The organism is bacterium (assembly GCA_023230585.1).
Lineage (GTDB): Bacteria > Ratteibacteria > UBA8468 > B48-G9 > JAFGKM01 > JALNXB01.
Map to the genome: position 1 here is coordinate 1 of JALNXB010000019.1, position 16,578 is coordinate 16,578.

The 16,578-nt window shown below is 34.7% G+C and carries 9 protein-coding genes; 2 read left to right on the forward strand and 7 right to left on the reverse strand.

Annotation, left to right across the window (positions count from 1 at the left end; all coding sequences use genetic code 11):
- Positions 1-547 precede the first annotated feature (547 nt).
- From M0P98_04730 to M0P98_04760, 7 genes are all read right to left on the reverse strand, one after another.
- Positions 548-868, reverse strand: coding sequence for a macro domain-containing protein (locus M0P98_04730; protein ID MCK9266174.1), 321 nt, complete (start codon positions 866-868; stop codon positions 548-550).
- 201 nt (positions 869-1,069) lie between these two features.
- A complete protein-coding gene (locus M0P98_04735) occupies positions 1,070-2,095 on the reverse strand; it encodes a PD-(D/E)XK nuclease family protein (protein MCK9266175.1) in 1,026 nt (341 codons plus the stop codon).
- Positions 2,088-3,440, reverse strand: a complete 1,353-nt coding sequence (locus M0P98_04740; protein MCK9266176.1) for a hypothetical protein — start codon at positions 3,438-3,440, stop codon at positions 2,088-2,090. The genes M0P98_04735 and M0P98_04740 overlap by 8 nt, the downstream gene beginning before the upstream one ends.
- An 81-nt stretch (positions 3,441-3,521) precedes the next feature.
- Positions 3,522-6,107, reverse strand: a complete 2,586-nt coding sequence (locus M0P98_04745; GenBank protein ID MCK9266177.1) for a DUF499 domain-containing protein — start codon at positions 6,105-6,107, stop codon at positions 3,522-3,524.
- Between the two features lie 33 nt (positions 6,108-6,140).
- Positions 6,141-7,670 (reverse strand): hypothetical protein, encoded by a 1,530-nt coding sequence (locus tag M0P98_04750; GenBank protein MCK9266178.1) that lies wholly within the window; start codon positions 7,668-7,670, stop codon positions 6,141-6,143.
- A gap of 54 nt (positions 7,671-7,724) precedes the next feature.
- Entirely contained in the window at positions 7,725-10,439 is a 2,715-nt protein-coding gene (locus M0P98_04755; GenBank protein ID MCK9266179.1) for a DUF1156 domain-containing protein, read from the reverse strand.
- Positions 10,439-13,783: a DUF3883 domain-containing protein gene (locus M0P98_04760; GenBank protein ID MCK9266180.1), complete on the reverse strand. Its 3,345-nt coding sequence runs from the start codon at positions 13,781-13,783 to the stop codon at positions 10,439-10,441. The genes M0P98_04755 and M0P98_04760 overlap by 1 nt, the downstream gene beginning before the upstream one ends.
- A 587-nt stretch (positions 13,784-14,370) precedes the next feature.
- On the opposite strand from M0P98_04760, the gene M0P98_04765 reads away from it, so the two are divergent.
- Positions 14,371-15,660 carry a B12-binding domain-containing radical SAM protein gene (locus M0P98_04765; protein MCK9266181.1) on the forward strand — a complete coding sequence of 430 codons (1,290 nt, stop codon included), beginning with the start codon at positions 14,371-14,373 and terminating at the stop codon, positions 15,658-15,660.
- A 291-nt stretch (positions 15,661-15,951) separates the two neighbouring features.
- Positions 15,952-16,533, forward strand: coding sequence for a hypothetical protein (locus tag M0P98_04770; protein ID MCK9266182.1), 582 nt, complete (start codon positions 15,952-15,954; stop codon positions 16,531-16,533).
- Positions 16,534-16,578: the final 45 nt, after the last annotated feature.

Below are 16,578 nucleotides of genomic sequence, written 5' to 3' on the forward strand. Positions count from 1 at the left end.
CAAAATCCGTAAAGTAAAAATATCAAATCACTGGATTGATTTGGAAATACCAAAACCGACACGAAAAATAATTGAGAAATTAAATTTGCATATTACTTAAAACTTGCAAAGTTACGGATTAAATAAAAATATTGATTATAAAAGGATTTCAATCTTCATGGTTATAAAAACGACGGGAAATTAGGTTACTAACAACATTAAAACTAACACTGGTGATAGATTTTTTTAAATATAAAAAACCTTAAAAAACTACAAACTATAAAGAAAATGAACAAACAGATTATCAGTTTATGTTCTCCTTTACGGTTCCTACTGATTTTCAATACTTTTGTTTTTTTTCTTTTCACTTTTTTGAATTCAACTTAAAATATCTTTTTTTGTGCTCTTTGAATTGTTTTGAAGTTAATTTCCTATCGAATGCTTTTTCTCCCATACCTGCAGATGCTCAACTTGCTCATAAATTTCCAGAATTGTATTATTAGACTATTTTTGTAATTCATCAATACTCATAGTTTTTGAAAAATTGATAGTGTTGCCTCATCGTAAATCACAAACCTGATTCTCTTTCTGATTTCAAATTGAGCAGCTCGCCAAGCACCGTCTTTAACGCCACCTCTGCACTCTCTTCTATTGGAGATCCGAAAGCTCCAGTGGATATGGCACAAAAAGCAATGGATGACAGGTAATTTTCTTCTGCCACCTTCAGGCAGGTCCTGTAACATAGCACAAGTTTTTCCGCAGGATTCTTATCTCTATAATATACAGGACCCAGTGTGTGAATAACATATGGATTAGGCAGGTTATACCCTTTGGTGGCAACCGCATCCCCTGTCCTTATTGGTGCTAACGGTTTACACTTCCCATACAGTTGCGGTCCTGCTTTCCTGTGTATCGCCTCGGCAACTCATCCTCCGGGTACCAACTGTGCATTGGCAGCATTCACAACCGCATCAAACCCCTACTGCGCTGTAATATCTCCCCTCACACACTCCACCATAACATCTCTTTTTTCCGTTTTCATTTCTATTTCCACCATCTTTAAACTATTCTCATCAGAGATATGGTCTTATCAAACTAAGCTTGACATAAATTTTAAGTCGCTATTTAATTGTTGTATTATTTTTTCGGTATCTGAAAAAATTTCAAGAGTATAGAATTTAATAAATTCCAATTCTTTATGCTCTTCTTGAAAAAGTGATAATAACTTTTTATCAAATGCAGCTTTATCATTTATTATATCTGTATACCATTCTCTTCTGAATTGTAATATTATAGGGCTTTTAGTTGGCTCTTCAGTCCAAGTTAACAACGAATATCCAAACCAGACAGAGCAATTCTGTAATTGAATAGTGAAACCATAAAAGTTTATAGATTGACTGGCTTTTGTTTTCCATACATCATATTCCCCTGTGTGAATTTTCTCTCTTATCCAGTTAATTTGACCAAATATTTTTTTATATGCTGTAATAAAAGCAGGGTTTTTAAGAATTGCTATCTCTTGTTTCATGAATTCCACCTCCCCTATAAAATAGTGGCTAATATATTTCTGTAGTGATTTTATAATTATATCCTCACAATTGAACAATTCTAAGATATCCTGCCAAAAAAGGAATTTAAAGTTTATTTTATACTCTACCTTCAAATAATCCTGTAACTCTTCAATAGTTTTTATAGGCGTACCTGAGGAGGAAAAATCTTTTATAATTTCTTCCTCATAAAAACATTTTCTATGCTTCACTATAAGTAAAATTAGGTATTTATTGACAAAAGTTTCATAATCATTAACCAGTATTGCTTTATACCTTGAAATCTGGTTGGCACCTGATAAGTTTGCATAAAATTTATTCTCTATCAATATTACAGTATCTTTTTGGTTATCAATAATTAAATCAGGTGTGCCATTGCTGTATATTTTTCTTGTATCAATTAAGAGAGGTGCGCGAAAAAAATCGTCGTGATATTTTTCTAATAGAAAAGAGAAAAACAATTTCTGAAACGGTTTATAAGCTTCTTCTTTTAAAATAAAAGACAACACTTCTGTTGTTAAATCCTCTGAACGTAGACCTGCAATTGATATCAAAAAATCCTCAGTCATTTTTCTTTGCAAAAATTGAAAGACATAAGAGAAAAATTAACAAAACCAGAAAGCCTATACATTTTAAGAAGAGTATACCTGAGCTTAAAAATGCAGTTATTAATATTCCGTAAAAAACAAGTATCATAGAAGATATGCTAATTTGCATCTGAAGAATATACATGTTGCGTTGCGTTATGTCATATACTTTTTTTGCTAATGTTTCTAAAAAATTCAAACGAGTTAATAATATATCGGGAACCTTGTGAAAATTACTGTAAGAGGGGTCATATTCTAATTCCCATTCTTTTCTATCTACAGTGTAAGGAGCGGATGTTTGATTTTGAGCCATATTATTTTGAAAAGGAATAGAATAATATGCAACTCCTCTTTGTAATAAATCTTTATAAACGTTTAGAGCTTCTTTATAAAGGGATGATTTTAACACAAATTTTGTTGTTACCTGAAAACCTGCTTGTAAATTTTTCCATGCTTTTATTGGTTCCCACCATTTTTTAGGATTAAACCATCCAAATAGAGAAGTAAGTTTGCTATAGTATATATCACTTATTTTGTTTTTGATATCTAATATGTCTCTATGTATATTTCCTAAATTCTCATTTATAACTTTTTTCAAATAAAAAAGGCTTTCAAAATCTTGTGCTATCACTTTCGCAATATGCTCATAAGAGCCGATATACAAATCATACTTTTGTCCTTTTTCTGCTTCTCCGGTTGGATATGTAACTCTCATAATTCTTTTATCCAATAGAGGCATTCTTAATATAAAACGTTTTGTCTCATTAGAAGCATGCATACTATAATTTATTTCAGCAATATAGTACCTTTTGGGAAATGGCGCTATTTCATTTATAAATTTCTGTCTATGAGTACCTCCAATTTCTTCGCCCCATAGATTTTCGGGAGGATTCTCGTCAACATATTCTAATAATTTAGGTAATTCTATTGGAGTTTCTTTTTCCTGTAGCAATAAAGTTGATATGAAGAGTATCCCATCGAATTGAATTTCAATATTACTTTTTTTAATTTTGTATTTTACAACGTAAGGCAATCCAAGGATTGAATATGTTTTTTCAAATTTCACATCCTCAAATTCTTCATCATTTTTTAGTTCATCAGCAAAAATTTTTAGTTTATCTTTTTTTTGAATGTAAAAGCGACTAAGCCGCTTAATAAAACTTATTTTGGGAAGAAGCATTTCTGAATATGGATAGTATTCAAAAAACTTAGATGCTTCGGTTTCAAAATCTTTTATTGTAATAAAATTGTTGCCCCAAAACAATCTATATCCTGACAAATAAAGTTTTTCAACTTTTAATTTTCCTGGCTCTAATTTTTCTTTCATAAAATTATAGTTTTTTTAAACAAAGATATTTGTAATCGTCTGCCGATTTTTAAGAATTTTTTTCTAAACCATTATTCATGGTTATTGCAAGGTTTCATCATCGATTTCAATATTGGATTGCATAAAAGCTTCTTTTATTTTGTCTTCGTAGTCACTGATAGAAATCTCACCATCTTTGGCTGCAATGTCAATTTTTATATCCAGTTCTTTGAAAAGTTTGCTGAGATAAAGAACAGTACTTGCTAATTTAGAAAGTTCACTTGGCGGAATGGTAAGTTTAAGCGTAACTTTTGAGTATTTTTTATCCTGTGGTTTTCCTTTTTCTTGTCCTTCCTTCGTTGTTTCAGACTCGCCTTTTATAGGAGTAGTTCCTTTTGTTTCTTCCTCTTCCGGATATTTCTTCTGTTCAATACAGATAGATTCTTTTATCAGAATTTCTCCTTCACATAACATGCCGCTGGGTAATATGGATTCTATTTCCTGCTTAAAATATCTGCATACAGGTTTACCGTTTTCAAGTTCCCCTATCCCAAATAACCCTTCTTTTACGCCATATCTTATTGCATTCTTTAAGACATCTTCATTGATTAAACGCATTTCTCCAGGAGTGCTAATAAACGCCTGATAAAGTTTTTTTGTTTCAATAAAATCCTTATCGTTTTTAAGATATCGTTCTTTTAATATAAGAGGCGCAATTTTTTCCAGTATTTCGCCGTCATTGGTTAAACGCTGGTAAACCTCATTATCCAAAGACATTTGCTTCCCGTATGTATATCTGCCCAAATCGGTTTCTTTCAGGCTATTATTTGCTGCGGGGAGATATACAATACTATAAAGATTTCTCAAACTCTCTATCATATATTCAGATTTTTCTTTCTTTTTATCTTTTACCTCTTTTTTCTGCTGGTCATTAAGCAGTTTTGTTTCTTCCCTTTCAATAATATCCCATGCATAATATTCTCGGATAGTTTTTTCAAGTATGGGTAGTTCGTCTTCTTTTGGACAGAGAAAAACAAGTGTATTTCTGTTGACACGCGGTTGTTGACCATAGTTGTCGATAAACTGCCTACATCTTTTCTGGTTATCATTACCACCATTGCTGAAAACTACAAGCTTTATTTCCTGTGTATCAGGAACATCCTTTGGATTCCGGGGATTCAAGAATATTTGGAAGTGTTCATCTGATATGTTCTTACGAATAAGGTCTTTTTGTATTTCTCTAACAACAGTATCTTCTACGTTTTCCATTTTTCTTAAGTGCAAACTGTTGAGATTAGGCTCACTGGTAAAGAAATACTTACCCGCGTCATGTTGTAAGAATAACAGTGCCTCATCCTTTAGTTTTGATACTGCTTCTGTAATTATACTTGTGGGGAATGAAGTATCGGCAACAGAAAGTTTTATTTCTTTTAATGACACGCCTTTCTCATGACCACCTGAAAAAGAATATAGAAATATCGTTATTGCAGATTTAGTTCCAAATGAATAAGGTCCGTATGTAGTATCTTCAAGATATCTGTCTATTTTAGATGAACCGGAGTTATGCGAGGTTATATCAGCAGAAACAACTCCACTGTACTCGGAACCAATCTGGTTAATAAATTCTCCTCTTATATCAGTATTTTTCATATCAAAATCTGACAACCGTATAAAGGGGGCTTTGCTATTTCTTAATGCATGTACTATGAGAGATAAAAGCCGTAATACCCCCCTTGTTCTTTGGAATTTCGGGAAACTACCCCATCTATGGTAAAGCACATCTATTACTTCAGGTTGGAAGGGAAAACTTTTACAAAACCTTTCCCGATAAACTGATTTTTCCATACCTTCAGGCAGGATTTTTTCTTTATCTGCGTAAGAAAGAAATTTATCAATATTCTTTTTGGCCTCTCTTGCTTCAATAGCGGAGAAAAGTCGCCTGTTTATAACACAAGATATTTCTTCATCACCGACAGGCTCATATACTTTTTCAATTCTGCCTACTACTTTTTGTAATTGCTGGAATAATCGTTCTGCCGATTCATCGTAATGCTCTAATCGGCTGGCAGGTAATGTCATGACAAGTAAACAGTTGCCAAGCGTACTGACTGCCTGTGTGAGTTCCTGAAGAAAGGCAAGGTTCTGAGCGGCAAGAGTAGACTCTCCGACTTTTACAGTTGCAGATTTAGTCTGATATGTTAAAACTTCATCCATCAGGATGAGCACGGGTGCCGATTCTTTCAAAAGATTGTAAATCCTTTCTTTTCCCGGAGCGCTTTTACCTTTCAGCTTATCTACCTTCCCTGTCAGTTGTTCTTCTATCTCTTCCCACAGTGTTTTTTCTTGAGGGTTTAGTGATACTCCATCCAGAACTACTACTTTTGATTTCCATTCTTTGGTTTTGTGGTATAAAGCTATAAGAGAGTGAGTTTTGCCTCCGCCAAAAGGGGTCTGGAGCTGTATAACGGAGTCGCCGCCTTTCCCTTTTAATCGTTTTTCAGCGTTGGAAAGCAGGTTTTGTAGCCCATCGGTAAGATAGGTTTTTTGGAAAAAAAGTTCCGCATTACAATATTCAGAGGGCCCTCTTTTCTGGTGGACATTCCATAAATCCGCAGCAAAAATATCAAAAGTAGGCACCCCTGAAAGAACGTCTTTGTGTGGCATTGCTATCGTAAGAAATGGTTTCATTTTAATATCTCCTATCTATTTTGTGAATCAGTATCATTTATTCTCATGCTTCCGAGTATATTCAAACAGTCCTTTTGATTGCCTGATAATTTCTCTACCTGAATCCTCTGTAAAATACCCCTCCTTTACGTCCATAATCATCTTGTATAACTCAAATACTGGGATAAACAAAATATTTTCCGATTTACAACTTTTTAACAATTCAGGGTCATTATCAAACGGTCTACTTCTTTCTCTTGGGTCTTTTCTTCTTTCATGATTGAAAATAAGTACTAATTTTAAGTCTTTTATTACGATGTCGCTTGCCGAACAATATTGAAAAGCGTGTGCTCTAAATTCTTTTATCCAAGAAGCCTTAGCTCCTTTTTCTGTTCCTTTTACTTCAATAAGAATTTTATCTCCAATTCTTAAATCCTCTTTTAAAGCAAGTCCTTGAATTTCTCTTTCTTTATCCATATCAATAACTTTCTTAAATTTCAAATCTTGTTCTAATATTTGTTTAACTATATCTTTTAATTTTTCACTTTTTTTAAACAAATCACTGTCATCACTATACAACATTTTATGCAAATAGGTGTATTGATTTTCAATATTTTTTATTTTTTCCTCTCTCGCAAGTAGGTTCTTTTCATAATCTTTTTTAAAAAGAGAGAATTCTATTTCCTCTTTTTTAACTTTATGTGGTTTAAAAAAATTATCTTGTAACCATCTAAATGTTTGAAGGTCAGGGTATATTTCTGTATTGCAAATATTAGGAAGAATATCTTGTAGGAGACAAAGTATAGCATCTGAAAGTTTTCTAATTTTCGGAGATATCAAAATTTGGTCATAGGCAAAAACAGCATAGTGATTATTATCTTCATCATCAAAATAAAAACGAGCTATTTTTATTTCTTTCTGTTCTTCTTCAACATAACCTTCCATATCATTAGAAAAAACTGCAGACATCCAATTTATTATAAATTTCAAATCATCATAATGAACAAATCTATTAAAGAAATTATAAAACAAATCATATTCAGTTTTCTTATTTAATGTAATGTTTTGTGCATATCTATTTGATAAATAAAAACCATAAGTAGAAAAAGCTCTTGCTTTTCTACAGGGAAAATCGGATAACCCTAAGATGAGAGAAAGTTTTTCTGAACTATCTCTATCTATATATTCATTGCCCAAAAAAACTCCTATAAAACCTCCCTTTTTTCGTATTTGTTTGAAATAATCATACAGACTTTTTTTCGAAATTTGGATAGTATCATTCTCTGAACTTTTTATCGAGTTTTGCGGAGGTTGAAATAGCTTATTTCTTAATCTATTCCAGTCAATTTCTTCGTAATTATCGAAATTACAAGCACTAATATCCCAAAAAATAATTTCTATTTCTGAACTATCTCTTAGGAAATTTTGAATCCCATCAACAAATCCAGACTTCCCTTCGAAAATTTGGAATTTACTTTTTTCCAGCTCTTCCTTAACTTTAGGGTTAAAATCTAAAAGTAATACTCGAGGCAAAGAGCCTCTTTCCTGTGGAATAAATTTTTCTTCGGGTTTATCCGGATTCACTATACACTCCTTTTCCTTTCAAAAACAAGCAAATCAAATATCAACAAACCATCTTTAAAAAAGTTCTTTATGTTCATCGGTTGTTTGAATTTGTTTGATTTCCTTGATTAATCGGGTTCTGCCGGAAAGGAAGCCTTCCAGCAATTTTTTTTCTTTGCTTGCTATCGGTAGTGTTTCAGATATTGCTTGTGCCACTCTAAAGAAGGTATCTTTTAGCCCCCACCCTGTAATAGATAAGATTCTTTTCATTTCATCAGTTTTACTCTTTTCCCATAGTAATAAAGCATAATGTAGGGTATCTATTAGTTCTTTCGGGTCTTTATATTCTTCTTGCATATCCCTGTCTTGAGGACCTAACACCTTTATAAACTCTTTTTCTTTAACAATAAAACCTCTGTTCCACTCTTTTTCAAGATCAATACCAACACTCTGGCTTAGTTTTCTGGCATCGTCAAATAATGCTTTTGCTTCGCCATAAGTCCAACGCCACAGGATATAAAATCTTGTAAGCGGAGAAATTTCATCGGCAAAACCATTATGAAGAATTTGTCTTACGGCAAAATCTGTTACGCTTTCTCTGACAAAAGCAAGAAGTTTATCTGCTCGCATCTCATTGCCTTGATAGTCCATTATTTTTTTGTATTTCCCAAAAACCTCAATAGCAGAGCCAATCCCGGAAACAAAAAAATCGGGTCCTGATATACCTTCTTCCCATAATCTTTCGAGTTTTTTGTTTAAATAAATTTTCAATTCTTCCTTTACTTCATTGAACCATCCAATATCTTGTTTTTCTATTTTTCTACAGACTATATAAATAGAGGAAGATAAAGCTGCTGTCTCCTTTGCATTTAAGCGCGCGCCTCTTTCTGTATTAATTGGCCAAGAACCTGTTATTGTAAAGCCTGTATCCAACAAGCTATTGATAACAGTTTCCCAACCAAAGGTTGTTTTATGTGCATAAACAATAGTTACAATACCGTTGATTTTTAATATTCTATACATTTCTTGAAAGGACTTTTTAAGATTTTCCTCAAAAAATTCTCTGGCTTTAATAGAACTTCCTTGCCTTACAGGATTAGCAACAATCTCTTTGGATTTTGGAGCTAAGGGAGTAGCAAATAATTCTGGATACAAATCACCAATACTTCTTTTAAGCCAAACATAAAAAAAATCAGATAATTCAGCATAATTAATATTGTCATAATAAGGAGGGTCGGTAAAAATGGCATCAAAATAATTATCAGAAAAAGATAAATTAGTAGCAGAAGATTGCAAGCAATTAATTTGCTGAGAAAAATTAAGAGAACAATGCTTTATTACTCTTAATATCCAATTTAATGCTGAATTCCAATCGCCTGAACTTTTACTATCTGGGTTTATTTCACAGTAATCCCAAACCATTGGTAACGCCTGTCGAGTAAATGTGTTGGCTATAAATCCACCATCAGAAACCCACATAGTTAAACAGGAATTGAACGAAGAAAGCCTATCTACAGATATAGCCAAATAACTTACTACTGCCTTTGCATAATCTTCCTCATATCCTTCTTTCAACATTTCTTTATATGCTTGCCTAACTTTCTCTATAAAAGTAATTAATGCTAATTTTTGTCTTGAATTAAAAAGGTCTCCCCATGTTTTCATTCCATAAAGCCACATTGTTCTTGGTTTTACGGAATTGGGGTCAATTAATTCATCAGGTACAGGGTCTATTCCCCATTCCTTTATTAGTTTTTCTCTTTTTTCTTTGAGGTATGCTTCTGCTTTCCAGAAAACAGCTATGTTTTTCTCATTTGCTAACCTATATTTTTTTCCGCTTGTCCCTTCTTTTTGTAAAACTACTGCTATCATTCTCTGTCCTGATTTACCATCTTGAAAAAGTTTCCTTGTAATAGAAGCATCAATAGATGAGTCACAAATAAGGCATTTTGCTATTGCTCTTTTCACAGTACCTTCTTCAGGTTTAAAATCAACGGGAAACTTATTATCCTGTCCGACTATTTCAAATTCAACTTTTCCGTCTTTAACAAAAGGTTTCAATGCAACTTTTTTATTTGCCTTTTTTGCAAGCCAGAACTGTCTCATAAGTGGTATTTCAGCTCCGCAGGAAGGGTTCTGGCAGGGAATTGTCCTTGCCCATATATAGCCCACAGGGATTGAACCATCTGGGTCAGGAGGATAGAATCTATCCAGTTCTTTTTTTGCTTTCTCTAGTACCCATTCTCCCCATTCTTTCACATCCTCTAAGAGGGGATTTATTTTTGTTTTGCCATCAAAGAACTCCCCTTCTCTTTTAGCTTCTTTTGGTTTGCCATATTTTTGTGGATATTCAAGAGTGCATTTTAGAATTAACGTGGCAACAGGGTTATAGTCATTGGCATAGGTCTCACATCCTAACCGTAGACATTCTAAGGGGATAGAACCGCCACCTGAAAATGGGTCTAATACTTTTGGGGGAATGCCGTTATTTGCTTTCAGTATATCTTCTTTTGCTTTTTCTATAATGACAGGGTTAAGAGTGTTTTCCCATTTGGATAGTTCCACAATAAAGTTTTTTGTTTTGTTCCACTCTATATCATTTTTAGGTGCAGGTATTAATGCGGCATAGGAGGTGGCTCTGGAAGATGCCAATGGACGCCTCGCCCACCAAATATGCAAGGTGGAGATGTGTCCGTGCCTGATATTTTTCTCTTTTGCTGAAATCTCGCTTACTTCTTTTACCGGAAAACTTTCTTCAATAAATCTTTTATCTTCTTTTTTCTTTGCCATTACGTCGGTATCCCTTTGTTTTTCCATTCACTGGTAGTGATTAAATATCTAACTATTTCTATTTTTTCTTCAGGAGAACATTGCTCTGCCGGATTATTAACGATATATAACACAGGTTTTGTTGCCGCATTTGCCACTATATAAAGCCAATATTGTTCCTTGAACCTCTTTGCGTTAAGCCATTCATTTTTTGTAATAACAATAGGACCTTCAAAACTTCTCGCTTTTACTTCTATATACCTTGTTTCATTATTTCCTTTGCCTGTGCCAAGATTTTGAGACATAGGTTTTGACCGTATATCAAATCCCAGATTTTCTTTTGATACATCTTCCGGAATACGCCCATTACTTCTCTCATGTTCCATAGCCTTTTCCATGCCTATCTTTTCTATATTTGTATCTTCTTTTAATTCTTCCGATACCTGACTCTTCACATATATACATCCTATAAATTTAGGCATAGTAAGTGACAGATTAATTTCATACTCAATTTCTTTTTTAAGTTTGGCTAATGCTGCTTTATAATTGTTTTTTCTTTCTTCCTTGTTTAATATGGGAAGTTCAACGCGTTCACCTCTATCCCGTCTAATGTATAATTCTACAAGCTCAGTATCTGTTTTATTTATAAGATATTCCAGTGAACGAACCCCGTATTTGTGTTTTATTTCTGCCTGTTTTTTCCTGCTTGTAAGTATTTCCTCTTTGTATCTATTAAGAATATCAATCGTCAATCTTTTCGCTTTTGTCTCATTCATATCAAGAGTAATAGAGTTGTTGTTGGATGAAGGTACTATATCCCACAAAATTGCCGGGTTCACAGGAGATATATTTTTTCCGTCATCTAATAAAGTAAGAAGTTTTTTGCCTGCAACTCCCCCTTTGCCGTCTTTCACTTCTCCTTCATAAAACCATAATATGCCGTTATATTTGCCTGATGGGTCAACAAATAATGCGCCTTTCTGTAAATCATCAGAGAATCTTCTTTTTATCCATTCAAGAAGCCCTTCTAATAGTGGATGTCCAAAAGAAACAAATTCACTGTACGGGTTGTTAAATGCAATATCTTTGTCAAAAGTAATTTTATTGTACGACTTGCTAAGTGAGCCATATCTGTTCTTAATATCCGGTTCTTTTCCTATGTTGCGCAGTTCATAGGGAATTGAATCTATTGACATAAATCCGTCTTTTGTTTCTCTGTAACTGCCACCTGCTTTTGTAAAACCTTTCTTGAAAAATTCTTCAATATATTCGGGGATAAGCTTGCGTTCTCTTGCTTTTTCTGCCATCTCTGAAATTCGTGTATAATCAATATGCCTTGTTGCTAAACTTTCTCCAAGAACCTCTTTAATTTTTGATATGTATTCTGCATCGACAGGAATGTCCAATTCTGTATCTATTATTTCCTTTGAACTCCGAATATCTGCGGCAGCATCACAGATAAGCTGGTATAAATTCTTATCAAAGAAAACCTGCCCTATAATATCAAATACCTTTTCATTCCCCATAGCATTTCTTATCTCGTCAAGTTTGTCAAAGAGTTTAACAAGAACCTCCCCTTCTCTTGTATCCTGAGCAACAAGGTTATAGATGTACACTTCATATTGCTGACCGTATCTATGTATCCTGCCCATCCTTTGTTCTAACCGGTTAGGATTCCATGGAATATCATAGTTAATCATAATATTGCAAAACTGAAGGTTGATACCCTCCCCTGCCGCCTCTGTCGCAACCATTATCTGTGTATCGTTTTTAAATGTTTTCTCTGCCTCTACCCTCTCTGTAAGAGCCATGCCCCCATGGATACAGTTAACCCTGTAACCCCATGTTCTAATTTTTTTATGAAGATAATCCATCGTATCCCGAGATTCTGTGAAGATAAGTATTCTTTCATTGCCTCCTGTTTCCTTTATCTTTTTAAATCCCTCTTCTATGGATTTCTTTAACTCTATTAATTTTTTTTCGATTTCTTCAGAGATAATATCTTCAGCACTTTGTATCAACTTATCTATAATTGCTATCTCTTTTTTCAGGTCCTCTTTGTTTTCAGCAAAAGAAACCGTTTCCCATTCTTTCTCTGTTTCCCATCTTCCAGATTCTTCTGCTTCTTCATAATCTTCAATGTTTACTGTTTTTGAGAGAATGGGGGGAAGTTCTGCTGCCATTAAAAATTCAGATAATCTGTTTTTTCGCCTTTTCAAGGACTGGAGGACAGCAAATGTACTGGAAGCCATTCTCCTCTGTAATATCAAAAGGGCAAAAGCAATATTACGTTTTCCAGTTCGACTTACTGCTTTGTCATATTCCGTTACAACATATCTGGAAAGTTCATTATAAAGGGCTTTCTCTTTATCTGTCAGATTAAATTTTATAGTGATAGGATAGCGAGGTTTGAAGATAGGCTTACCATTAAAATCTCTCATATCTTCTTTCAGGCGTCTTATAAAAAGCGGATTGTCCCCGTTTCTTATAGATTCATCAAGCAATTCTGTCTTGGCAAAAAAACCCGGCTCCAGCAAATCAAGGAACAACCTGTAATTTTCAGGGTCGCCTTTGTGGGGAGTAGCAGTTAGAAATAGTAGATGCTCTGAATTCCTTGATAAAACCTCTCCCAACTTATATCTTTCGCTTTTATTTATCTTTTCTCCGTACTGGTACGCTGTAAACTTATGGGCTTCATCTACAATAGTCAAGTCCCATTCTGAGCTTGAAAGAGATGGTAATACTTCTTCTCTTTTTGCATAGTCTATTGACGTAATAACCTGGTCCTCTTTAGACCATGGGTTATCTCCATATGAGGCATCCATACGACTCCTGTCAATTACCTCAAAAATCTCTTGGAATTTATCTTTCAATTCCCGTTTCCATTGGTCTTTAAGATGTCCGGGGACTACTATTAAAATCTTCCGGACAATACCTCTTAATTTCAATTCTTTTATTATTAACCCTGCCATAATTGTTTTTCCGGCACCTGGGTCATCGGCTATAAGGTATCTTATAAGAGGAAGTTTTAGTATGTAACCATAGACAGCTTCTATCTGGAAAGGTAATGGGTCTATTTTAGAGACATTCATTGCCAGCAATGGGTCGAAAAGTGAGGCATATCTGTATCTTTGTCCTTCTAACGCAAGGAAAACTTCGTCAGAATGGGCAGTAAAATCTCTGGTATATGATTTTTTTTTAATCTTGTCAATTTCATCGTTGGGTATTAACTGGTCTACGTGACGACCCGAATGTAAAGTGGCTCCTAAAATATGGATAAATCCTTCTATCTCTTCTGTTTTTTTTACTTCAACCGGCTCAGACCAAAAATGGCCTTCTATGATATCTCCATCTTTTATTGGCATAGTAATTTTATTATATTCTTTTATCCTGACTATTGCAAACACTTATAGGTAATAATTTGAAGGAAGTGGTATTGCACAATATTTCATGGGTTCTTTCTGGCTCAAGTTTTGAAGGTAACGGGCAGGCGAAGGCATTTCTTAGGCGTTGAATTTTTATAGGGTTTCGTTTCGCTGAGATTTTTATAGAGAAAACTTGCTAACCAAGGACAGTCTAGCATTACAGAGAATTCGTATCTTTTTTGCAAATTTAAAAAATAATGATAAAAAATAGCTTCAGCAGTGAATTATCAACAGCTACAGCATTTTGCAAAACAGGTGTAAAAATTTAAAACCTCAAAAATGGACTTAATTGCAGAACTAACTTACGATTGCTGAGTTTTGCCTGCGAAACGAGTTTTTGATAAAAGGATTGCTTCTTTCTGAGTTTGCATCTCTTGTAAAATCAGCACAGGTAAAAATTCTTGTACCTGAAAAGTGAATTTATAAGTTGTTGCCATAGGAAGTCTTTTGCAGAAGGATAATGAAAAATGGTATAATTAAAGAAACCTTAATAAACTTAATTACATCTTATAAAAAAGGAGTTAATTTTGCACGTTCATCTTATTTCCCCCCGATCTCCAGTTACAGTCATAACAAAACGTGAAAAAGCAGTTCAGTTTTCTCGTTTGAGTCTTACAACCGTTGCAGCCTTATTCCCACCTGATACAGATATAAGAATAATAAATGACAGTTTGGGTGAGCTCAATTATGATGATAAAGTCGATATGGTAGGCATAAGCTGTATAACTTCAACTGCACCGCGTGCATATGAAATTGCTGACAGATACAGAGAAAAAGGAATTCCTGTCATCATGGGAGGTATTCATCCAACGGCAATGCCGCAGGAGGCATCTTTGCATGCCGACGCTATAGTTATTGGCGAAGCTGAATCAACAATGGGCAGATTATTAACGGACTTCCGTGCCGGTAGGTTGCAGAAATTTTATAGTTCCACTGAAAGACCCAGCTTGATAAATCTTCCTTTACCAAAAAAAGAACTTATCTTTGGAAACAAATTTTACAGGGAAATGGATTTGATTCAAACAACGAGGGGATGCCCTTTCAATTGTGATTTTTGCAGTGTCTCAGGTTTTTTTGGACGAACTTATCGCACAAGACCTATCGCGGATGTGATAAAGGAAGTCGAGTTACTGAAAAATCGAGCAATAATATTTTTTGTGGATGATAATATCGCCGGGCAGCCCGACTACGCCAAGCAACTCTTCAAGGCATTAATTCCCTTAAAGATACGATGGTTTGGACAAGCTTCCATAACTATTGCAAGAAATAAAGAATTGCTAAGACTCGCAGCCAGAAGCGGATGTAAGGGACTCTTCATAGGCTTTGAATCTCTATCAAGTGACAGTTTAAGCCAGGTGCATAAAATGATAAATCAGGTTGATGATTACCGAGAAGGGATTAAAAAAATTCATGACAGCGGAATAGGAATAATCGGTGCTTTCATTTTTGGTTTCGATTCGGATAATGAAGGAGTCTTTGAGAACACAGTGGATTTTATTGAACGCAATAAAATTGAATTGGCAAGTTTCTCTATTCTTACGCCTTTGCCAGGAACGCGTTTATACAAACAATTTGATGAACAGGGAAGAATATTTGACCGAAACTGGGAAAAATATACCTGTGGAGAAGTTGTTTTCAAACCAACCTTACTTAGCGTTGACCAATTGCAGAAGGGCTATTACTGGGCGAGAAAACAGGTATCGTCATACGGTTCAATATTTAAGAGAACACTCCGTCCCAATAAAATCGCACTTTTATCAATTCCTGTAAATTTAGTAATGCGTAGAGCTAGCAGAGCTTCTTTAAAATATATTTAGGCGTCAAACTGACCTTACCCCCGAAAACTATCCATTTGTAATTAAAAATTAGCCTGTTACACCTTAAGGCTTGACAACGTGTTTTCATTGCGTAAGATATTTAAAGCAGGCGGAGCGGGAAACTAAAGGGTTTAGAGACCGATTCTGAGGCCGATAAAAGAAAATGGAAATGGCTTCGGGGACGGTCTTTTTTTATGCTTGATGGGGGGGAATTTGTCATAGTAATGAATAAAAGTGGCTTAAATTGGCAATACGGCGGTAAAAACAGCATGGAAAAACTAAAGAGAGCGAATGAAAGAGGATTCTGGGGAGGTGATTATAATAGCAAATACGGTGAAGATTGATAAGGTATGTCCGAATATCTTCGGTATTTCGATAAGGCGTTATCAACAGTTGGCAAAGGAGGGTATCTTACCACCGCCTGCTAATGGCTATATAGATTTTGTTCTGGCAACAAAGCACCTTATTTCTTATTATCAGAAACTCGTTGCAGGGCAAGGTAGTATTACCCTCACAGAAGAGCGAGCTCGACTGGCAAGAGTACAGGCGGATTTAGCTACTCTTGAATATCAAAAGGTACAGGGAAAGTTAGTGGATATAGATGAGGTGGAACGAATATGGATTGCTATGGGGCGGGCATGCCGTAGTAGATTATTGGCCATACCGGTAAAACTTCCCCCGCTTTTAGAAGGAAAAAATAAGGCTGAATGGCAAATGATACTGCAAAAACACATATACCAAGCGCTCGAGGAACTATCCGAGAGATTGGCTGACCCTAATTCTCTTAAAGAGGCAGAGACGGTAGCAAGGGAGAAAACATCTCTTAAAAAGAAAGTAAAAAAGAAGGTGCCTTCTGAGAAACAGGATAATTGATGTTGATATCATACGGTTTGCCTTTAAGAAAGATAAAGAGATAAA